The organism is Paenibacillus allorhizoplanae (assembly GCF_927798215.1).
Lineage (GTDB): Bacteria > Bacillota > Bacilli > Paenibacillales > NBRC-103111 > Paenibacillus_E > Paenibacillus_E allorhizoplanae.
In genome coordinates, this window is the sequence record NZ_CAKMMW010000020.1 from 115522 (window position 1) to 140836 (window position 25315).

Sequence of the window (25315 nt, forward strand, 5' to 3'; positions counted from 1 at the left end):
GGATTTCATGAAATTATTGAACTGGCGTTAATAGCGACCCTCCAAGGTTGTCCTATTCAGATGGTGATCGGCCTTTTTTTGTATAATAAAATTGACATAATGTATAGTTTGTTATACATTATGTTTAGTGTATTTTACTTTATTTAGGGCGGTGTCATACATGACTTATCAAGAAAAGAAGAGCATCGTATCGCTAATCAGCACCATACTCATTTTTACAGTATATTGCTTGTACAAGTACCCAGAGTATCCCAAAGAAGTACTGGATTCAAAAGTAACCTTCCATTACTGGGGATCCTTCATTCTTGTATTGACCTTGGTTTCGATCGCAGCACATATCGTGATTAGCATTATTTTTAATATCGTCTTCCGAATGACGACGGGTGAAAAGGAACCTACATTCGCGGATGAACTGGATAAGCGTATCGACCTGTTGGCCTTTCGAAATTCATTTGCAATGTTTGTCATTGGTTTCCTTCTGGCTATGGGCACATTGGTAATTGACCAGCCCTTGAAGGTGATGTTTATCGTCCTAATCATCTCTGGATTTCTTTCAGACGTAACCGGTTCAATATCGAGACTGTATCACTACAGGAAAGGAGTTTAAGATGGGTAAGGTTCTTGTTGGCAATCACATCAGAAAATTACGATTCAATCATAATGAAATGACCCAGCAGCAGCTGGCCGACAAGGTGGGTGTAACTAGACAAACAATCGTGGCTCTTGAAAAAGGAAACTACTCCCCGTCACTGGAGTTGGCCTTTCGTTTTGCTCACGTCTTTAACTTGCCGTTGGAAGAGATATTCTTTTACGGAGAAAACGCAGAGGAGAGATGAGGAAAATGGATTTTTCATCGAAGACAGCATCAAGAATCGTAGGTGTTCTGTTTATTGTGGCTGCCCTTACAGCTATAGTAGGTGTTATTTTATATAAACCGATTCTGAACGATTCGGACTATCTGATTCAAGGTTCCGCACATGCTAATCAGGTAGTCCTTGGAGCGCTTATGGAGTTAACTCTTGTCGTTTCAGCGGTCGGTACTGCAACCACAATGTTCCCGTTCTTGAAAAAGTATAATAGAACGATTGCTATTTGGCATGTTTTCTTCCGATTTATGGAGGCTGTTGTTATTACGGTTGGGATCATCAGTGTACTGTCCTTGTTAGCTTTAAGCCAGGACTATGTAGCAGCGGGGGCTCCGAATATCACGTCTTATCAGGTTTCGGGTACATTGCTAAAAGCAGTGCATGACTACACATTTTTGCTTGGCCCTAATTTTTTTCTAGGAATTAATACGATGATGTATAGTTATATCTTTTATAAGTCAAAGCTTGTACCCAGGTTCATCCCCGTATTGGGTTTGACAGGGTCAGTATTGATCTTACTTGCTGCCTTACTAGAGATGTTTGGGGTCATTGATCAAGTCTCTGCGTGGGGAGCGATCTTGGCGATTCCGATATTTGCCAATGAAATGATTCTAGCGGTGTGGCTCATTACGAATGGGTTTAATGGATCTGTAGTCCATTCAAGGCAAACATCAGTATGAAAATATTACAATCAAGGAGGGTAGAGGATGAGAGCAATTGTATATGCCAAATACGGATCGCCCGATGTTCTTCATCTGATGGAGCTTGAGAAGCCTACTCCCAAGGATAATGAAATACTGGTCAGAATATATGCGACAACGGTAACAGCGGGGGACTGGCGCATGCGAAAGGCCGACCCATTTCTTGCAAGACTGTACAATGGTCTCTTAAGGCCCAAAAAAGTAACGATATTGGGGTTTGAGTTAGCTGGGGAAGTTGAAGCCGCAGGCAAAGATGTAACACGCTTTAAGATCGGTGATCAAGTATTTGCGTATTGTGGTTTTCGCTTTGGTGCATATGCCGAGTACAAATGTTTGCATGAAGATGAAATGGTGGTCATCAAACCGATTAATGTGAGTTATGAGGAGGCCGCTGCTGTTCCCATCGGGGGAATAACAGCGTTGAACCTTCTGAGGAAGGGGAATATCGCGAGAGGAATGAAGGTTCTTATTTATGGAGCATCTGGAAGTGTGGGTACTTATGGGGTGCAGTTTGCCAAGTATTTCGGTGCAGATGTAACAGGGGTTTGTAGTACTGCCAATATCGAGATGGTAGGATCTATAGGAGCCGATCGAGTCATAGATTATACGAAACAGGATTTCATGGCGCTTGAAGAAAGCTATGATTTAATCTTTGATGCAGTCGGGAAACCGATATCGAAAATCAAAAAATCGACATTCAAAAAAGCACTGCGTACGAACGGAACATATGTGAGTGTGCATATGTCTCAAAAGCCCCGTGTTGAAGACCTTATTTTCCTCCAAGAGCAACTTGAAACCGGTAAAATTAAACCAGTTATCGATAGACGCTATTCATTGGAACAAATTCCTGATGCCCATCGTTATGTCGAACAAAAACATAAGAAGGGAAATGTAGTCGTAACTGTAAGAGACACTTGCCGTTAGTGACAACGTGGGGTTTTGTATACGATTCGATATTACGAATGTGAACTCGACAGTAATCGAATTATTTGAATATATTTCGAAGAAAATAAATCATATTTTGTTAGGTTGGTTTGAATGGTTGGTTTGAATCTAGAGTTAACCTAACGAGAACAACCAATAGAACATCAGGAGAAGGCTGCCGAGATCAAGGGATCGGTAGCCTTCTCAGCTAAAGGGCAGATTAGTTACAATAAAGGGAATATGCGTTTTTAACTTACGATCCAAGGAGACCCCACGATAAAAATGAAAGTCCCATTCGAGTAAGATGATCATGATGAGGAAAAATATTTGATTGTGTATTAAAGTTATTGAAAGTAAATTTAAAGGGTTTTAATTTTATCGAAGTATGTGTAAGTGGACAAAAACATATATGCATTATCAGCCGCGTATGACGCGGATTTTTTATTTTATGGATACAATTTCTTGTCTTTTCCAAAAGACAAGAAATTGTATTGTGTTCCATTGAAAGAACTAATGATGATGTGTTCTCCGAGGTAATTGAACGATGCCTTTTGAGGGTTGTTTTTCATAATACAATACACATTAGTGACTCGCAATTCGGCTAACGCAGAACGATAGTGTGGGAAGTTTCAATTAATAGCTGTAAGTAAGAGTACCAAAGGGAACTTTGGAAACATAATGTTTTCCCCGTTACTGTTTATATTAAGCTTAAAGCATGCTTTTCAGCATGTACTAAGAAACGGGTCTGGTACCGTAAAAGAAAAAATCAAAGCCTTGTTCCGTGAGGTTTGGACAGATCATGAAATCAATGATTTTACGGCGTCAGTTTATTATCCAGAAGAAAAAATACAGCTGGTTAAAGAAGACCTGTGCAATAAACAAGCCTTGAACCGATGGTATAGAAAAACGATTGAACAAATGCTTAAGCTCATTTCTAATGCCTCTTCCAAATATACGCGCTCGAAATTACGTAAAGCTTTGCCGGAGCAGTTTGTATACATTGTAGAAGAGCTTCTATACAATACGGATTCGACCAACAATAAGGACCCTTATTATGAGGAAATATACCGGCAAATTGTTTCCTTGGGCCAGGCGGACAAGCTCATTATCAGTCTTGCTTATACGACCCAGCGCCTGGTGGTTGACCATCTTCATGTGGTCGGAGATATCTATGACCGAGGACCGGACCCCGATAAAATTATGGACACGCTGATCTACTATCATTCTGTAGATATTCAGTGGGGGAACCATGATGTCCTGTGGATAGGCACCTATGCGGGTTCCCTGGTCTGCCTTGCGAATATTATCCTGATCTGCGCCAGATACGACAATCTGGACATCATCGAAGATGTATATGGAATCAATTTAGTTGGTTAATTGCCGCTTTAGCCTGTGGTACGAGTAAAGTGCTGTTAATTGCCATGGGATAAAATCACTCTTTTTCTCAATGTGCTTTATTTTGTGGAGATTGAGGGGAGGATTATGCAAGAATAATCTCAATCTCCTTTGAAAAGCTTTAGCTCCCAGTAAGAAATTATTGTTTAATTTCGCCCACCAACTAAGTGATTGGCACAATGTGTCTGCTTATATTACTTCTTAAGTGAGTACAATATGTATGTTTCAAATTAACTCCAAAGAAAAGCGTGAAATCAGAAACTTATTATTTCATCAAGATAGAAAGGAGGTAATTTCAATGTCTGATAAAACTAAAACTAAAACTAAGATAACCAAATCTCAGCGTACCGTAGATAAGGAACTGCAATCTCGAACTCGAAAATCGCCTGACCAGTCTGCACAAAATAATACACACGATCAACCAGGTGAAGCTTAAAAACATTTAAGCGAACCATTAGATTAACAGTTCCATGGCACAGGACAAATTGTTAAGCAACTGAACAATCAAGCCCAAGCCGCGGATATTGCAGCCGCAAACGAACATAGTTCAGAACTGGATGAAATCATTGATATGGATGTCAATTCCTAAGTTGAGCTTCGGTATGAAACGATCTAAAGTGAATACGAGTTAGAGACCTGCTGCATGCTTCATGCTGCGGGTTTTTTCTTGTTCGGCGGCACAAACATAATCGTTATCTTCAGGTTGGTAGGATAAGTTGAATTAATAACATTTGCAGACGTGTGTCGGGTGACAAGAACTTGATCTCATTCCCGACAGATGAGTTTGGGAGTGAATGAGGTGGATATAGAAATACCTTGGAAAGGATACCTAAGATTGAACTAAAGGGCAGACTAATTCAATAGTGAGTATAGCATCTCTCCTAAAATTAGGTTAATATTGGAAGAATTACTTGTGAGGAGAGATGCAGATGTCGGACATACAGGCAATTGTTTTAGACTTGGACGGAACTTTGCTCGGCAGTGACAAATCCATATCACCTAGAAATTATCAGACCGTTAAAAGATGTTTTGATTCTGGAATTCATATTATTGTTGCCACGGCGCGACCGCCTAGAGCGGCTGATCAATTTGTAAAGAGTTTTCCTTTTGTAGACTACTTGGTTTATTACAATGGTGCCCTTATAACATGCAAGTCTAAGCAAACTCAGCGGCACATTAGTATCCCAATTGAGATTAACCAACAAATTAACAACTTCATCGAGTTACATGCACCTCAATCGTTAATTTCATACGAGGTCAATGACTCATGGTATATGTGTACACCAATTCCCGACTCGCAACTTGGTCATTTCGGTATCCGTTCAAATGATCCTAAACCCCTGGTTGTTGATAAGGATTTTGTTAGTTCACTATCCCCGACAAAAATATTGGTTCATGGCTACAGCACGTGGAGGGATGTTATCGAGCAATTCGGGGACCATGTGAACGTAATCGCAACCGATGGAGGATTATTGGTTCAAATCATGCAAAAATCAGCCTCAAAGGAAGAAGCCGTGCAATGGGTGCTTCATGATATCGGGGTGAAGTCAGAAAATGTAATGGTATTCGGGGATGACTTTAACGATTTAGGACTATTCCATAAGTGCGGATTTCCGATTGCTATGGAAAACGCGATAATTGAGTTGAAAAATTTTGCAAAACACATTACCGAATCAAATGATAACGATGGTGTTGCTGTTGCTCTTGAGAAATTTGTGGTTTAATCACTTGCTGATGATAATACAACTACCCTGAATGTAGCCGCTCACCAATCGAATTTTGGGACATGGATGGCTAACGAATGACTATAGTTGAACAAACGTAAAAAGGCTGCCGCGTGCAGCCTTTTGTGCTAATGGGCAGGATAATTGAATCATTTCACGAATACCTTAATCAAAATGTAGAATTTGAGAAGTAAAAAAGGCAATTTTATTAAATAGCCTAAAATAATGATATGGAGCTAAATCAAGGGTGAAATTTCATTTTAAGAAGACAATCATAATTACATTGGTTGTATATCCAATATTCCTTTTTATATTTTACTTAATGGCGGGCTTTGTTATTGAGGCATTTGTTTTGTTTTCAGTTATATTTTTATTTTTTTTGATTTTCCTATTCGGATATTACTGGGTAATTGAAGGAGAGAAGATTAATAAATACATATTTTTTAAGAAGCATATCGAAATTGAAATATCTGAAATAAAACTAATTGAGGCATATAAAGTGGAGGAAATAGGGACTATTCACTTTTATTTAGGTAAGGGACCACATGAAGGTGAATATCAATTCATTTTGAAGGATGGAATAATAATTAAGAGTTACTCACATTGCTATAATTCGAATGGTATAACTATAGGACGTTATTTGAATCACGAGAAGCGAATAACGCTAATAGAAAAAACTAGATATAAAATCAATAATTCATAGGGATTCGGTATTCTTCGAGGAAGGGGCTCCTTTTGATAACACCGTATTTACGCGTAGGTCTAGCGCCCTCGGTCTGTCCGGAGATTTCGGAGAAGCGACTCAGGTAGGCAAACCTGCACCGCCTACCACATCGCATCAACGCAGAACGTTAGTTATAGCGGTTGCTTCGGCATTCCGCTTTTTGCTGCTCCGCTAAGTTCTTATTTGGAAAAAAGAGGATATTTGTCATTTTTCTAGAATATAAAACTATATACGGTAAATAAATGTGGGGTTTATGGAGGGAAATATGAAGAATTATGCATGTGCCTTGGCTATTGTTTTTCTAGGACTTTGTATCATAGTTGGATGTTACCTGTGTTCGATTTCATTTAAAAATAAGGTAATAACCCCAACGGTAATAACCCCAACTTCTAATCATCAGCTGTTAAATCGCTCTGAATTAGCCCATTATTTAGGAATAAGTGAAATCGAGGTTGACAAACTTGGTCCGCAAAATATTGGTGCTGGACAAACTCAGAGTTTAATACCTTACGTGAAAATCGGTAATAAAATATATTATTCTGTAACTGCTATTGATAAATGGCTGGAAAGTGCAAATGGCGTGATCGTACAGTAGTTTGTTCCGCTAACGAGAAACGTTAGCTTATCCAAGTAGCAAAATTGCTGGGACAATTATTCTAAGATTCCACATTGGCTATATTAAGGGAGATTTAAATGACAAATAATTTACTTTGGTTACAGCAGTGGTTTTTTGATCAATGCGATGGTGACTGGGAGCATATGCAGCAAATAAAAATTGATACAGTGGATAATCCTGGTTGGTCCATTAGAATCGATTTACTTGAAACGAGTCTCGAAAAAGAAATTTTCAATCGTATTCAAATAGAGCGTACAGAAACTGACTGGTTAATATGTAGAGTTGAAGACCACACTTTTATGGCAAGTGGAGGAGTCTTTAATCTAGATGAAATAATAGAAATTTTTAAAAATTGGGTAGCTACAATTAAATGATATTTAATTCATCCACCTTACGGCAGTCGGTCACAACGATCGGGTGCCGTTTCCACGCTAACGGGCAGGTTAATTCCAAAAATGGTGCCCAAGTGACATGAATAAATATTGGTGGCAGAAACCGATCTCAGGTTTTAAAACTCGATCTTATTATGTCATCTCTAATACATAATTATTAGGTTAACATATAATAATAAACGAACTACTAATCTCAAAGAGATCAATAGTTCGTCAACCCTTCTGTGATTAAAGTTATTTTGACTATTTAATCACTCGTCGTGCTGTCATGTAGTGAGAATTCCAGTAGGAGTTAATCGTAGTGATTTTCACACCGCCAGCACCATAAGTGTTTAACATTTTGTTATTTCCAAGGTAAACGCCTACATGACCGACTCCTGATCTGCCAGGGACGGAGAAGAATAGCAGGTCGCCTTTCTTCCAATTGTTTTTCGAAACATAACTACCGACTTTAGATTGCTGAGCAGCTGTCCGCGGTAGGCTAATGCCGTATTTCCCGAAAATGTATTTCGTTAATGTCGAGCAGTCGAAGTTGCTAGTTTGTCCAACTTTAGCACCGAATTTATAAGGCGTACCCAGATATCTTTTCCCTAAAGAGATAATGCTATCAGCTTTCGTCGTTGCGGTTATTGTAGCAGTAGCAGCTTGAGTAGGCTTTGGACTACTGATTACCCCTCCTGAGATAGCAACGGTTGCTCCAATTGTCATAATTGCCAAGCGTCTGCTCCATTTATGATGTAATTTCATAGTTGTTGTCCTCCTCCTTGTTTTTGAGCGCTGTTTTCTTAGCTAAGCCTAGTATAGCAGACTGGAAGTCTCCTATAATTTGCTAGAAGTAGAGAAAACAGTGGGTTTGGAGGGGACAAGCCCACTTTATTAGAAAACCATGAGAATCTTCTTTGAAAATTATTCTTGACTAGCTTAGATCAACAATAAGCTTGATCTATCAACGGTTTGAGCCATTAAATAGTTTAAAGTAGCAGATGTTTATTATTTATTTCCGTTAGTGTTTGTGAAAACAAAAAATACGATAGGCTTCAGTACAGGGCTTTCGCCTTTACCACAACAGGCAGAGAACAAATACTCAAAAAGCTTCGACCAGATTTACGTCAGGTCTTCAAATGCTTACCTATTGCACGTTTTTGATGATAGAGAACATAATACAATTTTCTTTACCTTTAGAGGGAATGCAATCGGTGGAGAGATAAAAATCTCATTTCCAGTAGAAATTGAGGAAGTTTCGTGGATAGAGCCCCAAACAGTAGAAGAATACATACGTATTCCAAGTGAATTAAAGGGATTAATAACTAATAAATCATCTCACCATATATACTTAGAGGAATGGTTACCACAATACTTAATAAAATTTGTTGAACTAACGGAGAACGTTAGTTGAATAAAGTACTGCGACAGCCGGCCATGACGATCGGCTACCTTTTCCATGGTCAGGATAGTTAAATGGGCTCGAAATAAACTAAAAAATTACCAAATAAATCCACAGTAGAACTAAAAAAAACCACAAACTTGTCCTGGAAAGTATAGGATAATATCTGTAGATTTACATAAAGGAGGAAATATAGTGAAAAAGTTAAGGAAATCTTTATTGACGCTTAGTATTGTAACCGCTTTCTCTGTAATCCCTTTCGGTGTATCGGCTGAGGAATCGGCGGTAGTGAAGGTCTCTTCAGTGGACGAAATTTCAGCAGCCATGACCAAAGCGCAACCCGGTGATACGATCGTGATGAGGAACGGAGTTTGGAAGGATGCTGCAATTGTAATGGAAGGTGAAGGCAAGCAGAATAAACCCATCACGCTTCGCGCGGAAACACCGGGACATGTAGTGCTCACCGGAGCCTCCACACTCAACATCGGGGGATCGTATCTTGTGGTGGATGGTTTGGTATTCAAAGATGGGGGAGATATCGATGATTCCGGTGTCATTGAGTTCAGGGTGGGAGATCATGAAGCGACGCATTCCCGGCTTACTAACGTCCAAATGCTTGATTATAACCCTCAAAGCAACGTGAAGAACACGAAGTGGGTAGGATTATACGGCAGTTATAATAGGGTGGATCATTCCTATTTCAAAGGGAAGAAAAACATCGGTGCCACAATGGTAGTTTGGAGAGAGCAGCCGGTCGAGCAGCACCATGTCATTGATCACAATCATTTTGCGGGCAGGCCTATCCTGCGCGACGATAGTGGACAAGTGATTAGTAATGAAGCGGAAACACTGAGAATCGGAACCAGTACCTATTCGCTCTCGGATTCCTATACGACGGTAGAGAATAACCTGTTCGAGAATAATGATGGAGAAATCGAAATGGTTTCGGTTAAATCAGGGAAGAATGTGATTCGCGGCAATACATTTTTGAACAATGCAGCGACCGTTACCCTTCGTCATGGCAATGGAACGCACATTGAAAACAATTTCTTTTTCGCTAATGGCAAGGCGAACGCTGGCGCGATCCGTGTTATAGGCGAAGATCATGTGATAGCCAACAATTATATCAGTGGCATTGTGGGCAGTAATACGACACGAGGGGCCATTGTTCTAACAAACGGCATACCTAACTCGGATCTCAACAAATATTTTCAAGTTAAAAATGTGCTCATTACTCACAACACACTTGTGAACAATGATAACAACATCATCGTTGGCGATAAAAAAAGCGGTACGAATTTGTTAGCACCTGTAGACACGATTATTGCAAATAACGTCGTACAGGCAAGCGGAAGCCCTAAGCTTCCTCTTATTAAGGTAATCGACGATTCAGCAGTTCTTACGTATGAAGGAAATTTCATGTATGGCGCCGAACTCGGGATCGAGCCGGTTGCAGGGATTACGCAGCAAAATCCTCAGCTAGCTTTGGCAGAAGACGGATTATACCGTGCGGACGAAGAAAGTCCGATTATCAACGCGTTGAAAAATGGAGCTTACTCCGTAAAAGAAGATATGGATGGCCAGCCCCGACCTCAGGGGAACAGGGATGCCGGAGCGGATGAGGTATCCATAACGCCTATACGGAACAAGCCATTACAGCCGAGCGATGTCGGACCCGAGTGGCTGAACGGATCTGAATAAGAAGTCCAGCTTCCTCCTAGGTTCCATCAATTGAAATCGCGATCCTTCGGATCGTTATCGTTTTTAGTATTGAAGTATTGTTAATTGAAAACTTCGGAAAAGCCCATGAAATAGGGGCTTTTCCGAAGTTTTGATAGGCTATTCTATTATTTTAGTACTCTTTTGATTGACTTGATAACACGAAAATAAATATATTTTCTATAAAAAATGTATTTATTTATTAATGAGTAAAAAGTAATGGATCGTCCTAGCTCTAATTTACAGATAAGATCTAACTTCATGGTACATTTAACAAGAAAATGGGCTGCTGCAAAATGATTAGTACTAACGGGAGAACGATACATAGCACAATTACAAATAGGCTGCCAGCACCCGCGGCAGCCTATTGAAGTAACGTGTAATTCCTAATTATGGAAATATAAGAGCAAGTAAATATTCTGTGGTTCTGGGGGGAGTAGAGATTAGATATTCAAAAAGTAGGTGGTCTTTTGTTCTAGGCTGTATAATAGTGTCCTCTATTGCTTTAGCGATTTTTGCACCTAACTATTTTACAAATAATCCTCCAGAAAATCCTGTTCTAAGAACAGTCGCATCAAGCAACGCTTTTGATGTAACCGATACACGTAGGCTAGGCTGTAAGCTCCGTTCCTGTATTATCCCGTTGAGGGGCAAGTGCCAGACGCGCTATCGTATAAAAAATTCGGCCCGATTCATAAATATTTCCTCAATCTTCTCCACTATGGGCCCGCTTTCCTCGGATTTGCGTTTCACCTCGATCCATTCCGGGTCTTGTCGAAACGCACCCCACAGCCGTTGCCGTTCCTCCATATCCTTATATTCCATCACGTAATACAACTTCGGAAGCCCCGTCTGATCGATCCAGAAATCGTACACCTTTATTTCTAACCGCTCGAAAATACTAAGTGTATGCTGGCTGAAACGTTGCAGAATCGCTTCCATTCTCCCCTCATGCATGGTATAAATGCGCAACTCGTAAAGCATGCCCATTCCCTCGCTTTCTGTAAATCGTAGAGTTTTTTCGTTGATCGTTGCCTACTCTCAGTAATTTTACCAGTAATTTTCGACCCTGGGCAATAAATGTTATAAATAATAACCCGACTAATGCATATCATGTTAGATTGGGTGATGGTAGGTGGTTTGTGTTTGATCCTGAACATTATTTCTTTTCACATTTAAGGAATAACATTTTAAAATCATACGATTTAATCAATAACAAGGAATATGACCATACTGGCAACTATATTGAAAATAATAAGTTTAAATCAGGTCATTTCGTAATTTATGAAAATTCAATGGATTCTTCTATTTGTGATATGAGAACTGATGATGTTATACATTTTTTAAATACGAATTAGAGCCTCTTTGGAAAATTAAATGAACGTGGAAAGAAACATGTCACTTACTTTTGAAATCTTTAGATATAGCATGAGCATGAATAGTATATTGTTACGCTAACTGGGAACGTTTGTGAAGCCTTCATAACTAAATGACGACCAATGAGAGGAATATATGAATGACAATACAACCTAGATCTCTGAATGTCGAAATAACCAAAAAAGTACAGATAGATTATCTCATTTCTCATCCTGAGGGATATGATGACTCAACTCATGAGTGGGGACTTATTATTTTTTTACATGGTATGGATAAGAAGGGTGAGGACGTATCCCAACTATCTATTTATGGACTGCTTGAAATAGTTAACGAAGGTAAGGATATAGTATGGGAGGATATGGAGTTTGGGATTTAGCTATCCATAATCCGAAAACGTTTGCTGCAATTGTGCCATTGAGTTCAGGTGGACAAATTTCTAAAGCAGAGCATCTTAAAAATACTGCAATTTGGGCTTTTCATGGAGCCATAGATAAGATTGTCCCATTAGAACAGATGACAGATATGGTAACCGCAGTAGAACAGCATCAAGGAAGTGTAAATCTTACCATATACCCTGATTTGGGACATGATATATTGCGAACAACATTGAGCAACCAAGAGCTATATAGTTGGCTACTTAAACAAAAAAGTAGAGTGGAACTACCTTTATGAGGGAAAAACGTTAAACTAACGAGTTAAAGAGTACAGCGGCAGCCGTCAGGATGCTTTTTTGAACTAAAGAGCAGGATTCTTGAAGTGATACATTGAAATATAAAACGAATATTTAGAAGTAATCTGCTAGAAGGGTGAAGAAAAGGGTGCTTTCCAAAGAAATACTATATTCATTTAATCTTAGTGGGGATATTGTGCCATTGAGTGGCGGACAGAAAACGTCAGTAAAAGTCAGTAATGCTGTATTAAAACCCGTTGATGACATACAACATTCTGAATGGTTATTGAATATTATTTACAATATAATCCCTCAAGGTGGTTATAGAGTATCAAAGCCTATTAGAAGTAAATACGGTACCTTTGTAAGTAATGGTTGGGCTTGCACTCAGTATGAGGTAGGTAAGGATGTAAAAGGGCGAATAGAAGAAAAACTTCTGGTATCGAAGTTATTTCACCGTGACCTATCGTTCATTAATTTTCGAAACTTCCCTCATACTGATAATCCTTGGTCCAAGGGTCATCGTATAGCATGGCAAATAGATAAATTGCCAGAGGAATTACCGAGAGAAACACAAGAAATTATTAATAAATTACTAAGTAGGGTAAGCCTAAAAGAGCAATATAAAGTGCAGATTGTTCACAGTGATTTGTCGGGAAATATTCTTTTTGACCATGTTTTGAGTCCTTTAGTAATTGATTTTTCTCCAACAATTGCTCCAGTAGAATATGCAGAAGCCATTTTAGTTTGTGATTGTATAGCATGGCAAGGAAGCAATATTTCTGGGATAGATCTGCTTCCAGATAATGAACTAAATAAAGAAATGATTATTCGAGCAATCATTTTCCGTTTATCTGTTTCCGCTATATTTTCAAAAGGTGATTATCTTAAATTTTGCCAAGAGTATCAGGCATTCGAAGCAATATTAGAATATATAAAGTAGCATTCAACAATTCAACTATCGCAGAACGTTAGTTCAATGAACTGTCTCCTTTATTTGTGTCAGAAGTACTTCATAACTTAATTGTATTTAGGATTTTTGAACACCATAACCACTTCAAAAACTTTAATGTCTCCCAACATTATTTGTCGGAGACATTAAAGTCTTGAAGTAGAGTTTTGAATCCAACTAATTTTTAGAAAAACAATAAGAACTTTTGTTTATCTAACTACAAGATTTGGCTGCCACGAGATTCGCCATGTGGAATTAATGCTGAATCTCACAATAGCGTATTTGTTACATATATAACCCGCCTCATTCTCCTTATAGAGATGAAGCGGGTTATGTTGTTTCTGGAGAAATGGAGCTGAATGACTCACTGCGCGCTCCGATATTGGCAATGGGCTATCAATCTTAACAACGTATAGTTCGTCGGGGAGAGGAGGATTGATACAATTGGAGTAAGCGAAGTGATGCACACTGTTCGCATGCGTACTAGGAGGAGAGAAAAAAAGTGAAGAGGATATACGAGTTGGAAATCGAAAGTATCATACAGCAAATTGACCGAAATTTGGAAGAGTACGGCCATCGTTTTCCCCATATTCATCGGGATGGACGATATGCCGAACATTTCTCGGAGGACGGGAGCTGGACGGGATCATTTTGGACCGGAATGGTTGCGATGGCCTACCGATACACAAATAACCCAAAGTATCTAACGTATTTGCATGGCTACTTGCCCTTGTACCAAGAACGACTGAAAAAAGGATATACGGACCATGACCTTGGTTTCCTGTATCAATTGTATGCAGTGGAAATGTACCGGTTGACCGGGAGCTCTGAGTATAAGGAATTGGCTGTGGAGGCGGCCGACAAGCTGCTGTCGCGATACCATGTAAAAGGGGGATTTATTCGCGCTTGGGGGCCAATCCAATCCGATATTCGCCGAGGCAAAATCATCATTGACTGCATGATGAATCTGACACTGCTTTATTCCGCTTCCGCGCTGACAAGCGACCCCAAGTACCGCGAGGCAGCACTTTCCCATGCAGAAAATTCACGTAAGCACCTGCTGCGCCCTGACTTGTCCACTTATCATACATTTGATTTCGATCCTGAAAGTGGGAATCCTATCGGCGGTTTTTGCGAGGACGGCTATGGAGACGAATCGACATGGTCGAGGGGACAGGCCTGGGGAGTTTACGGCTTTCAGCTTTCATACGAGTTAGTCGGGAAAATGGAATTTCGTGATACGGCTGCTGCGATGGCCGATTACTTTATCAAACATACACCTGAGAGTCTCATTCCACCCTGGGACTTCCGTCTGCCTGACGAGGCAATCCAACTGCAAGATTGTTCAGCATCGGCAATCGCAATATCGGGTATGTTCGATTTGGCAGATTCGCTGGACGACACTGTTCGAGCCGATTACTATCGGAGTAGAGCGAACAATATGCTGCAGGCACTTTTGCCGTATTCAAGCGAAGCGGAACAGGAACGAAACGGCATTTTGTCAAACTGCTACGGAAGAACGGAAGAGGGGCAATTCCATATGTACACCATATGGGGTGACTTTTTCTACATGGAAGCACTCTTCAAAGCGATAGGCCATAACTGGCGGATGTGGTCTTCCAGTATATAATGGAAGCCCCGTTGACAAAGAACTTTGATGCCGATCGGCATAGAAGAAAACGATAGCATGTAACCACAGGGGGTCATCAAGAGATATGAAACCGAACCGCTTCAAGCTTCCATTCCGCAAACGTTCAGGCAGCATGATGATGCCGCTATTCGGATCTTTCATCGCCGTACTACTGCTCGCAATTGTCATCGGTTCAATCCTGTATTGGAAAGCAAAAACTGTCGTGGAGCATACGGTAGACAACACCAACGCCGCCATGCTGGAGCAACTGCGTGAAGTAGCGGACGGACGTTTGAAGGAAATCGAGCAGTTGGAGCAGCAGATTGCATTTCACCCGCGTCTTGGCTGGCTGTTTAATCACGAAGGATCATACACTGATCAGGATGCCTATTCCATCATTGAGTTTACGAACGATCTGCAGCGTTTCAAAAACCTAAGCAAGCTGATTCACGACTTTTACATCTATGATATGAACAACCGTCTCATTATCGGCCCTAACGTCAAGTCCACACCAGAAATCGTATTCGATCTCGTATACCGGTTCGCAGGTAAAACAAGCGCCGATTGGGTGACGGAGTTAAAAAAACCGGCTTTGCGTTCCTATGAACCGGCGGCTTCTGTTCGGATGGATAATGGTAGCACGAAGCCGTTTATTGTTTATCGGCAATCACTGCCATTCGGTGATTCCGCATCAATTAAGGGTTCCTTGTTCGTCATGATTGATGAGGGGCAATTCCGAAGCTTATTCGACAAACTGGCATCCGTTAATCGGGGCGAGATTTATATCCTTGACCAACAGAACCGGGTCATTAGCTCAACAGCCGGCACAAGAAGCGGGATCTCCTTATCATATAGAAATATGGCGAACGATTACGGCAAGTTGGAGGAGATTAAGGACGGACAATCACAGATCGTGACCTATACAACATCCGCTGTGAATGGCTGGAAATATGTTTACGTTGTTCCACAGGCCGTGTTCCTCGATCAGGTATACGCTGTCAAGAGGTGGGCGATACTCCTGCTTTCGCTCTGCGCGTTAGGAGGTGGAGCAGCCTCGTTATATCTTGCCTACCGGAATTATATACCCGTCCGGGACGTTGTTCGGATTATCCGTAAGTGGAGTGGATCCGAACAGGAGACTGGCCTCGGTGAATTCGAACTGATTCGATCGACGATTGAATCAGCACGTCTGACGGAATCACAGCTGCGTGGCATGCTGGCCCAACAAGCGCCAATTCTTCGCGTCAACTTCTTGACGAGACTTATACGAGGATACGTGCAGCCAACTGAATTGGAGCCGGATTCGCTGGCTTTTGTTGGCATTTCGTTCATATCTTCGTCATTCGCTGTAATTCTAATTGATGCGAGTGATATCAGTGGCTTCGCGCAAGATGGCGGGGAACGGGAATGGCCGTTTGTCGGCTTTATCCTATCTAATATTGCCGGTGAGCTTGCAGGCGAGCATCATCTCGGATTTCCCGTCGAGCTTGATCGCGGAAGAGTTGCGGTTCTGATCAACCTACGTACAGAACGATTGAGCATGGCCAAAGCGGAAATGCAAGAGATGGCAGAGAAGATGACCGCATTGCTGCAGAGCCGCTTCCATATTAAGCTGTCAGTCGGCATCAGCGGGGTAGTTAAGGATCCGGAGGGAATCGGAGAAGCATTCCGAGATGCGCTTAAACAGCTCGACGAACGGATCGTCTTTGAGCGGAGGAACGAAAGGGACCGCTATACGGAAGCTTCGACGGAAGAATCCTACTTCTATTATCCACTTGAGGTGGAGCAGCAGCTAGTCAATCTGGTGAAGGCAGGGGAGGACGACAAAGTGGATAAGCTGCTTGTCGCCTTGTATGATGACAATTTCACAACGAACAGCATCTCCCCTGAGCTAGGTCGCTATTTGCTCGTTACTGCTACGTCAACACTGCTTCGGATCGTGCAGAGCTATCCGGATCTGAAATCGACGATGGCAGAGCGGGTCGCCTTAATCGAACGTGCCGCAGTTAGCGATTCCACATATGCCGCATTTGAGGAATTGAAACAATCTTATCGAACCATTTGCCGTAATCTCAAGGAAAAGCGAAGCGATACGAACGAACTGATGCAAAACGGCATCAAACAATATATTGAAGCCAATTACGGCGAAAATATGCTTAGCGTCAACTCGATTGCAGATCATTTTAATCTGACTCCGCAATACATCTCGGCAGTTTACAAGAAATCTAGCGGGCAAAATCTGACTGACTATGTGGCAGAGGTGCGCATTCGCGAAGCAAAGAAGCTGCTCACCCATCAAGCGATGACGATCGCCCAGGTAGCTGCGAAGGTCGGCTACGCTAATGATATCGGCTTTATCCGCTTTTTTAAGAAATATGAAGGGATTACTCCAGGCGCATACCGATCTAGTTTACAAACGGATAAGTGATATGCGATTCCGATAGCCCGAAATCTTGCAATTGGATCGTTAAACTTAGAAGTAGATCATACCAAACCTATAGAACGAGGCGATACAATCGAAGAAAGGTCGAACGTTATAAGAGGCGGCCCAATTCAAATGATAAGGGGAGTTCAATCGATGAAAAAAAACGAAATGAGCGTTCAAAGTGAATTGCGTGATAGCAAGAAGGGGCGGAACAGGTTTAGTATCGTAACGGCCTCCATGCTGGTGATTTCAGTAGCAGTTCTCACATCAGGCTGTAGCGGGGAAAAGAAGGAAGGAGAAAGCGCTTCTCCTAGCGCAGCAGCATCTACAACTGTTCCCGCAGCGCTTCCCGATGGCAAGATCGTATCCTCGCCGCTTACGCTTAGCTACTTCGTTCAACTGTCTACGAATCGGCCCAGCGGCATGAACAGCTTAAATGATATGGAAGCATACAAAGAGCTGGAAAAAATTACAGGAATTCATGCGGATTTTAAGCACCCGACAGCAGGGCAGGAAGCCAACCAGTTCAATCTAATGCTTAGTTCTGGGGACTATCCGGACGTCATTGAGTGGAATTGGAACAGCTACCCTGGCGGTGGACAGAACGCGCTGAAGAATGGCGCGATCATCAAGTTAAATGATTACATCGATAAATACGCACCTAATTTGAAGAAGCTGCTGGATGCGAACCCGGAGATCCGTAAGCAAATTTCAACAGACAGCGGAGAGATCTATTCGTTCCCGTTTATTCGCAATGATCCCTATTTGCTCACATACTATGGACTCACGCTGCGCAAGGATTGGCTTGACAAGTTGAAGCTGGAGGTCCCAACGACAATTGAAGAATGGCATACGGTGCTGAAAGCATTCAAAGAAAAAGATCCGAACGGCAATGGCAAACCGGATGAAATTCCTTTGTTATTCCAAAAGGGCAAAATGAACTGGGGCAACGACATCCTGAACGCATGGGGAATCCGCAACGACTTCTATTTAGATACGGCGACTGGCAAGGTACAGTATGGTGCTCTGCAGCCACAATTCAAGGAATTTCTCACAACGATGCGCAGCTGGTTTAAGGAAGGCTTAATCGATCCCGATTATGCGGCGACAGACGATAAGCAGAAGAACGCGAAGGTAACCGGGGATCTGGTCGGAGCGACCGAGGTAACCGTCGGTGGTGGCATCGGCACGTACCTAGCAGCAATGAACGGCAAACATCCGACTTTCGACTTGGTAGGAGCGCCATACCCGACATTGAAGAAGGGTGACAAGCCGGCGCTAGGGCAGCAGGAGCCTATCTTCAACGGACTTGGAGCGGCAATATCCAAGAACAATAAGCATATTATCGAAACAGTCAAGTGGCTGGATTACAAATATGGTGAAAAAGGCGCCATGCTATTCAACTTCGGTATCGATGGCAAGAGCTATACGATGGACAACGGCTATCCGAAGTATTCAGATGATGTCATGAAGAATAAGGATGGGCTTGCATTCGGTGTAGCACTGACGAAATATGCGATCCCTTTCGGAGCTCCGATCTCCCAGGATAAGCGCTATATGGAGCAGAATGCTGCTTTGCCACAGCAGAAGAATGCACTGACTACATGGATGAAGGCAGACAACCGGGGATGGCTGCCGACCCTGTCACTCACAGCGGATGAATCGTCAAAGTTGGCAGCCGTTATGACCGATGTCCGGACGTACAACGATGAAATGTTCGATAAATTTATCATGGGCGCTGAGCCGATTGAAAGTTTCGACAAGTTCGTCGATAGATTGAACAAGATGGGGTTACAGGATGTGCTAAAAATTGAGCAAGCCGCATATGACCGCTACTTGAAAAGATAAAAAAGTCCGCCTCGGCCGAACCTGCCGAATGTCGTCAGCCGGGGCGTTTCACTTAAATAATCGAATAGGAGAACATCGATATGAAAGCGTTATCATTTCGAAATGTGACGAAGGATTGGGTGAGAAACAAATACATCTATCTCATGCTGCTTCCCGTCGTTGTCTTTTATATCATATTCATGTACGCACCGATGTACGGCCTGCAAATTGCATTCAAAGACTTCATGCCGACGAAAGGCATTTGGAACAGCGATTGGGTAGGCTTCAAGCATTTCGTTTCATTTTACAACAGCTACTACTTCTGGCGGATTGTACGCAATACGATTCTGCTAAGCGTGTTCGATCTGATTTTCGGCTTCCCGGCACCAATCTTGCTGGCGCTCTTGCTGAACGAACTGCGCAATAAGCTGTTTCGGAGCATTGTGCAATCGATCAGCTATCTGCCGCATTTCATCTCCATCGTCGTAATCGCAGGCATGATGGTCGACTTCTTGGCGAGTGACGGCTTGATTAATCAAATCACTTCGTGGTTCGATGTGAAGCCAATTTCTTACCTGCTTCTCCCACAATGGTTTCGTACCATATATGTATCGTCTGGTGTTTGGCAAGGCGTCGGATGGGGTTCCATTATATATTTAGCTGCTATATCTGGTATCGATCCTTCGCTGTACGAGGCGGCGAAGGTCGATGGAGCAGGTCGGCTTCGGCAGCTGACGAATGTAACACTTCCGGGGATCATGCCGACCATTATGATACTGCTTATCCTGCGAGTCGGTCACCTGCTGTCGGGAGGCAGCTTTGAGAAAATTCTGCTGTTGTACAATGCGACCACCTACGAGACATCCGATGTCATCTCGACCTTCGTCTACCGGCGAGGACTGCTGCAGTTTGATTACGGTTTCTCTACTGCAATCGGCCTCGTAAATAATCTTGTAAATTTCGTTCTGCTGCTCACAGCCAACGCGCTGAGCCGACGTCTGAGCGAGCACAAACTCTGGTAGGAGGAGATCCGATATGATTAGAACCCGACCTTTGGGCGAGCGGGTATTCGACCTAGTTAACGTACTATTCATGCTGGGACTGATAGCGGTGACGCTATATCCGTTTCTGTATGCGGTATTTGCTTCATTTAGCTCCCCTGCCGAGCTGATGCAGCATCGTGGTTTACTCGTTGCACCCGCCGGCCTCAGTCTGCAGGCATATAAGCTTGTCCTTCGCGATCCGATGATGACCATCGGGTATGGTAACACGTTGTTCTATGTAATCCTTGGAACATTGCTTAATTTGTTGCTGACTTCGTTCGCAGCGTATGCCTTATCGCGCCGCAACGTACTGTATGCGGGGAAAATCATGTTTGCCATCGTATTCACGATGTTTTTCTCCGGCGGACTAATTCCGACTTATCTCATTATCAAAAGCTTGCATCTGTTCGATACCCGCTGGGTTATGATCCTTCCGACAGCTATCAATACGTGGAATCTACTCGTTATGCGCACCTCATTCCAACAGGTGCCCGCAGCGCTTGAGGAGTCAGCGCGCATCGATGGCGCGAATGACTTCGGGATTTTATTCCGCGTCTTTATTCCTGTATCGTTGCCGATTCTTGCGGTGATGACTCTGTTTTATGGCGTACAGCATTGGAATTCTTACATGGATGCCATGATTTATTTACGCGACCGCCACTTATACCCACTTCAGCTAGTGCTGCAGGAAATTCTGATTGCGAATAGTACGGAATCAATGACTACAACGGTCAGCGATTTCGACAAAGGCCTTGTTCAGGAAACAATCAAGTACGCAACGATTGTAGTAGCGACAGTGCCAATTCTGCTTTTGTATCCATTTTTACAACGTTATTTCGTTAAAGGCGTGATGTTGGGCGCGATCAAGGAATAATCGTTAAGCGGTTTGATAAGTAATTTAATTAGTAAATGAAGGGATGTGGATTCATGGAACGATGGACGTGGCAGAAGGGACTGCTGCTCAGTCTAATCATAGCAATTCTTACAATGTTAACGTACGTGCCGCAAAGCTGGATTCCAAAAGCAGAGGCTTTTACTGATACGAGCACGATGAGTGACCAGCAGTTTTTTGGTGTCTGGAACGCCGGTACTTCAGCATGGACGACAGCAAGTAAAATCAACTATGCATATAACAGCGCATTGCTCGGTGTAGAGAGTGCCGTAAAGGCAGGCAATTATACACTGGCGAAGTCTAATTTGTTATCATACTACCGGACACGTACGGGTCATGGTGCGTTTCCTTTAACGACGAGCGGGACGTTCTTAGCAGATTTGGTCAAAGATAACATTTTAACGGCTTATGGAGAATATCAGGAAAACCGGTTTACAGTGGGTTCTGCAGACGCAATCCTATCGACAGATGTGACTGGGGGTGTCAAATCGGTACTGAACAATGGTGCCAAAGAAGTCAATTATTACCTCATGGGTCGTTATAAGGATGATACGAAGCTAGCCCAATTCAACAGCAGGGAACAGGCTTTGAATAAGCCTGTTCTAGAACTGAAGTTAGACGATGGTTCAACGCAGATACTGACCGTTACGAAGGATACCTATACACGGCCAGGGACTTATGCCGATGTGAATTATGGCGGCGGCAATTTGTTGTACGTTCAAGACAGTGGCATTTCGACGAGTACTCCTTTTGACGTAAACACGAGAAGGGCATACTTATCCTTTGATTTATCAGGTGTTACGGGCAACATTACATCGGCGACACTAAAGGTTTACGGCAAAATGGCGGCGGGCACCGGCTCGATGGATATTCTCGTCATCCGTACCGACAGCTCATGGGGCGAAACAGCGCTGAAGTGGAGCAACCAAGCGGCCAATACGTTCTCCTGGAACGGCATTGCGGCCGGACCTAATTGGACACAGCCTGATAGTGGGGCATTCAACGAATATAACTGGATCATAAGTCGGTTCCAGTTCATCGGACCATTGGCCGCTGCCTACGCAAACTCGGTGTCGGTGGGGGCGCCAAATGAGTTGTATGCCAGCGAGACGCTTCGGCTAATGTTGGATTTTATCGGCACGAGCCATACGGGGGAGGGATTCTCCGATTCCTACAACTACCCGCGCAGTCTGGACGTCTCCTTCCGCACGTTTGTCTGGCCGCGTGTGTATGAGATTATTCGGAGCTCACCTTCGTTGGATGCAGATGCGAATACGGCTCTCTTAAAGCAGCTATGGCAGACGGCACATTGGCAGGCGGTTGACCCGGCTGGCTATACAGGCTTCAACTGGGCTGTCAACGAGACGAAGGGACTGTATGCAACAACGGTTTATTTTCCGGAGTTTGCTGAATCCAGTCTGTGGAAATCGACGGCTGACCAGCGGATGGATAGTCTGATCACGTCACTTCTCACACTTGACGGTGGGTACGCGGAAGGGTCTTACAACTATACGATGGTGTCACTGCAATCGTTCTATGATATGAAGCGTTTGGCTGATCTAAATGGTACGGAGGTAACGCCGACCATGCGCAACGGTATCTTGAAGCTGGCGCATTTCCAAATGGATTCAACGCTGCCGAATGGGTATGATCCTGTCTATGGAGATGGTCATTACGCCAGCTTCGCCGCCACACTCAAGCAGATCGGTAACGATTTTGGCGACGAAGAACTGAAGTATGTGGGCAGCGTGCTTGACTCGGCAAGAATCGGCTCGTTGCCTAAGCATACAAGCAGCTACTATCCGGATAACCTGTCGGTTACGCTTCGTTCCGGCTGGGATGCCGATGATTCCTATATGTACTTCACAAACCGTGCTGGCCCGCACGGACATCCGGATCAGAACGCAGTCATAGCCTATGCTTATGGTAAAGTGTTGTTGACAGATACGGGGGTAAACTCCTATCTGAGCTCCGATTCGGTCTCGAATTGGCAGTTCAACAGCACCGAATCACACAATACAGTGCGCATCAACGGGCTGTCACAGAACAAGTATAAGGATATTTCCAGTATAAACAAGGATACGATCGACCGGTTTCGAACTAACGGTTCCTTTGATTTTACTGAAGGTACGACATATGCGACACCGGGCTTCGCACATACTCGAAGCGTTCTGTTCTTAAGGCCGGATTACTGGATCGTATCGGACCGGGTGGTAGGCAGCGGCACGAACAGCTACGAAGTGAACTGGCATATGCTGCCTGGGGCGAATCCGACACTTGATCCGGTTACGAAAAAGATCAATTCCCATTTCGCCAGTGAGCCGAACATCCAGATCGTTCCCGCAGACCCAACGGCGCTTACGACTGCTTCGCTGAATGATGGCTATTACGACCGTACAAGTGTCCCAAATATGAAATTCGGCAAATATGGGAAAACCCTCTCAGGCGACGCTTCGTTTGATACGGTGCTGTACCCGACCGATACTGGGGTTGCCCGCAATGTGCAGGTCACACGGCTCACAACGACGCCTTCAGTTGCGGCTGAGACCGCTAGTGCACTCAAGATCGATCTGAATGCGGGAGTAGGAGGCAATACGGCCTATTATTACTTATCCCATGAAGCTTCAGCTACGAAGGAGCGTTCGTTCGACGAATATGCGTATGACGGTAAGCTCGTCTATATCGAGAAGCTTTCGTCCGGCACATTGGTATCTGCTTCAATTGCAGAAGGCAAGATGTTGAAAAAAGGCGGAGTCCCACTTATTCAGTCCGAGGATCGGGTGGATGATCTAGGCGTGAAGTGGAACGGCACGGCACTCGACTTAACTGGCAGCAATCTAGTACTTGACAGCAGTCCGGTCACAGCAATCGCAATCTATGCGCCTGCCGTATCAAGTGTAACAGTAAATGGGAAAACGACAGCCTTCGAGCGTAATGGCGACTATATTTTCGCTGCTCGTGCAGCCACATCCGTTTCTGCGGCTAATCGTGATTATGAAGGAACACAAGGTGCAGGCGGCTGGTTCTATGAAAAGGACGCGTTTGCGAGTTCTCCGCTTACTTGGGCCACCGCTGGTACAGGAACAGGCACGGCAGGGTCGGATACATTCACTTCTACTTCGCTCGACAGCCAGTGGCAGTGGGCGAAGCCGCCGACGGCGAACTGGTCATTGACAGCAGCACCAGGTAAGCTGCGCATTATTACCGAGCCCGGTGATACATGGGCGGGAAGCAATAACCAAAACAATATTCTGCTGCAGCGTGCTGCATACCCGGATTACATTGCGGAGACGAAGGTGTCCTTCAACAATACGGTCAACTATCAGTCTGCAGGACTTATCCTGTATGTCGATGACGACAACTATATCAAGCTGGACCGGGCTTACAATAGCACGAACGGCGGGAAAATCATCCGGTTAATCCGCGAATACCAAAAGGACCCCCAGACGATATTCCGCGATTCCGGTATTTTCGCCGCAGACACATTCGGCTCATCGGACGTTTATCTGCGACTGAAGAAGGTCGGTCCGATCTTGACAGCTTTCTACAGTGGAAACGGAACCGATTGGACACAACTTAGCGGCTCTTTCCATATTCCTTTGGACGCACCCCGTATTGGACTTGCAGCTATGAATACGAACACTGCTGTTACTGCAAACGCAGATTTTGATTATTTCAATGTCACTCAGCTGCTTCCACCACATTGGTCTGGCGACAGCAGCGATCCAACCATTACCTCGGACTATGTTATACCGGGCACATCATCTGATGCTGTGCAGAAGTGGGTTGCACCAACAGACGGTACCGTACAAGTAGCGGCCCGTGTAGCGAGTCATGACACCTACATGCAGGGTGACGGCTTTCGTGTGAAGTTGTTAAAGAACACAGCCAATGTATGGCCAACCTCAGGCTGGCAGACGGTCGATAAGGCAGACACGACCGGGGATGCTATCTCCGAGACAATCCCGGTTGCAAAGGGTGACGTACTTGCATTCGTAACAAACCGAAAAGTGATGCAGCATATGATATTGCGGATTGGAGCATCGAACTGACG

21 protein-coding genes and 1 pseudogene are annotated in these 25315 nt (G+C 43.5%); 20 read left to right on the plus strand and 2 right to left on the minus strand.

What is annotated here, in order from left to right; translation table 11 throughout:
* Positions 1-160 precede the first annotated feature (160 nt).
* The 9 genes and pseudogenes from L6I86_RS26090 (at position 161) to L6I86_RS26130 (ending at position 7324) form a co-directional block, all read left to right on the plus strand.
* Complete coding sequence (locus tag L6I86_RS26090) at positions 161-607, plus strand: hypothetical protein (protein ID WP_236291326.1); 447 nt, start codon at positions 161-163, stop codon at positions 605-607.
* Between the two features lies 1 nt (position 608).
* A complete protein-coding gene (locus L6I86_RS26095; RefSeq protein WP_236291327.1) occupies positions 609-836 on the plus strand; it encodes a helix-turn-helix transcriptional regulator in 228 nt (75 codons plus the stop codon).
* Positions 833-1546: a DUF4386 domain-containing protein gene (locus L6I86_RS26100; protein WP_236291328.1), complete on the plus strand. Its 714-nt coding sequence runs from the start codon at positions 833-835 to the stop codon at positions 1544-1546. Before L6I86_RS26095 ends, L6I86_RS26100 begins: the two co-directional genes overlap by 4 nt.
* 27 nt (positions 1547-1573) lie before the next feature.
* On the plus strand, positions 1574-2491 hold the full coding sequence (locus tag L6I86_RS26105; protein ID WP_236291329.1) for an NAD(P)-dependent alcohol dehydrogenase: 918 nt from the start codon (positions 1574-1576) through the stop codon (positions 2489-2491).
* Between the two features lie 717 nt (positions 2492-3208).
* A pseudogene (locus tag L6I86_RS26110) lies at positions 3209-3859 on the plus strand (fructose-bisphosphatase class III); the annotation flags it as partial.
* A gap of 325 nt (positions 3860-4184) precedes the next feature.
* Complete coding sequence (locus tag L6I86_RS26115; RefSeq protein WP_236291330.1) at positions 4185-4322, plus strand: hypothetical protein; 138 nt, start codon at positions 4185-4187, stop codon at positions 4320-4322.
* 493 nt (positions 4323-4815) lie between these two features.
* Positions 4816-5610, plus strand: a complete 795-nt coding sequence (locus L6I86_RS26120) for a Cof-type HAD-IIB family hydrolase (protein ID WP_236291331.1) — start codon at positions 4816-4818, stop codon at positions 5608-5610.
* 989 nt (positions 5611-6599) lie between these two features.
* Entirely contained in the window at positions 6600-6929 is a 330-nt protein-coding gene (locus tag L6I86_RS26125) for a helix-turn-helix domain-containing protein (protein ID WP_236291332.1), read from the plus strand.
* 98 nt (positions 6930-7027) lie between these two features.
* Positions 7028-7324, plus strand: coding sequence for an immunity 53 family protein (locus L6I86_RS26130; protein WP_236291333.1), 297 nt, complete (start codon positions 7028-7030; stop codon positions 7322-7324).
* 261 nt (positions 7325-7585) lie between these two features.
* Here the strand turns inward: L6I86_RS26130 and L6I86_RS26135 are convergent, their stop codons facing one another.
* The gene (locus tag L6I86_RS26135) at positions 7586-8089 is read right to left on the minus strand and encodes a C40 family peptidase (protein ID WP_236291334.1); all 504 of its coding nucleotides are present in this window, start codon (positions 8087-8089) and stop codon (positions 7586-7588) included.
* 265 nt (positions 8090-8354) lie between these two features.
* Between L6I86_RS26135 and L6I86_RS26140 the strand changes: the two genes are divergently transcribed.
* On the plus strand, positions 8355-8738 hold the full coding sequence (locus tag L6I86_RS26140) for a hypothetical protein (RefSeq protein WP_236291335.1): 384 nt from the start codon (positions 8355-8357) through the stop codon (positions 8736-8738).
* A gap of 183 nt (positions 8739-8921) precedes the next feature.
* Positions 8922-10427, plus strand: a complete 1506-nt coding sequence (locus tag L6I86_RS26145) for a polysaccharide lyase 6 family protein (RefSeq protein ID WP_236291336.1) — start codon at positions 8922-8924, stop codon at positions 10425-10427.
* 684 nt (positions 10428-11111) lie between these two features.
* Here L6I86_RS26145 and L6I86_RS26150 read toward each other — a convergent pair.
* The gene (locus L6I86_RS26150) at positions 11112-11429 is read right to left on the minus strand and encodes an NIPSNAP family protein (protein ID WP_236291337.1); all 318 of its coding nucleotides are present in this window, start codon (positions 11427-11429) and stop codon (positions 11112-11114) included.
* A 532-nt stretch (positions 11430-11961) separates the two neighbouring features.
* On the opposite strand from L6I86_RS26150, the gene L6I86_RS26155 reads away from it, so the two are divergent.
* The 9 genes from L6I86_RS26155 (at position 11962) to L6I86_RS26195 (ending at position 25313) form a co-directional block, all read left to right on the plus strand.
* A complete protein-coding gene (locus tag L6I86_RS26155; protein WP_236291338.1) occupies positions 11962-12198 on the plus strand; it encodes a hypothetical protein in 237 nt (78 codons plus the stop codon).
* The gene (locus L6I86_RS26160; RefSeq protein ID WP_236291339.1) at positions 12171-12494 is read left to right on the plus strand and encodes a carboxylesterase family protein; all 324 of its coding nucleotides are present in this window, start codon (positions 12171-12173) and stop codon (positions 12492-12494) included. The genes L6I86_RS26155 and L6I86_RS26160 overlap by 28 nt, the downstream gene beginning before the upstream one ends.
* A gap of 146 nt (positions 12495-12640) precedes the next feature.
* Positions 12641-13435, plus strand: coding sequence for a hypothetical protein (locus tag L6I86_RS26165; RefSeq protein WP_236291340.1), 795 nt, complete (start codon positions 12641-12643; stop codon positions 13433-13435).
* 511 nt (positions 13436-13946) lie between these two features.
* Positions 13947-15074, plus strand: a complete 1128-nt coding sequence (locus L6I86_RS26170; RefSeq protein WP_236291341.1) for a glycoside hydrolase family 88 protein — start codon at positions 13947-13949, stop codon at positions 15072-15074.
* Between the two features lie 85 nt (positions 15075-15159).
* Positions 15160-17502: a helix-turn-helix domain-containing protein gene (locus L6I86_RS26175; RefSeq protein WP_236291342.1), complete on the plus strand. Its 2343-nt coding sequence runs from the start codon at positions 15160-15162 to the stop codon at positions 17500-17502.
* A 150-nt stretch (positions 17503-17652) separates the two neighbouring features.
* The gene (locus L6I86_RS26180) at positions 17653-19347 is read left to right on the plus strand and encodes a type 2 periplasmic-binding domain-containing protein (protein ID WP_236291343.1); all 1695 of its coding nucleotides are present in this window, start codon (positions 17653-17655) and stop codon (positions 19345-19347) included.
* An 80-nt stretch (positions 19348-19427) separates the two neighbouring features.
* Entirely contained in the window at positions 19428-20348 is a 921-nt protein-coding gene (locus L6I86_RS26185) for an ABC transporter permease (protein WP_236291344.1), read from the plus strand.
* Positions 20349-20361: 13 nt separating this feature from the next.
* The gene (locus L6I86_RS26190) at positions 20362-21243 is read left to right on the plus strand and encodes a carbohydrate ABC transporter permease (RefSeq protein ID WP_236291345.1); all 882 of its coding nucleotides are present in this window, start codon (positions 20362-20364) and stop codon (positions 21241-21243) included.
* A gap of 53 nt (positions 21244-21296) precedes the next feature.
* Positions 21297-25313, plus strand: a complete 4017-nt coding sequence (locus tag L6I86_RS26195; RefSeq protein WP_236291346.1) for a beta-xylosidase family glycoside hydrolase — start codon at positions 21297-21299, stop codon at positions 25311-25313.
* Positions 25314-25315: the final 2 nt, after the last annotated feature.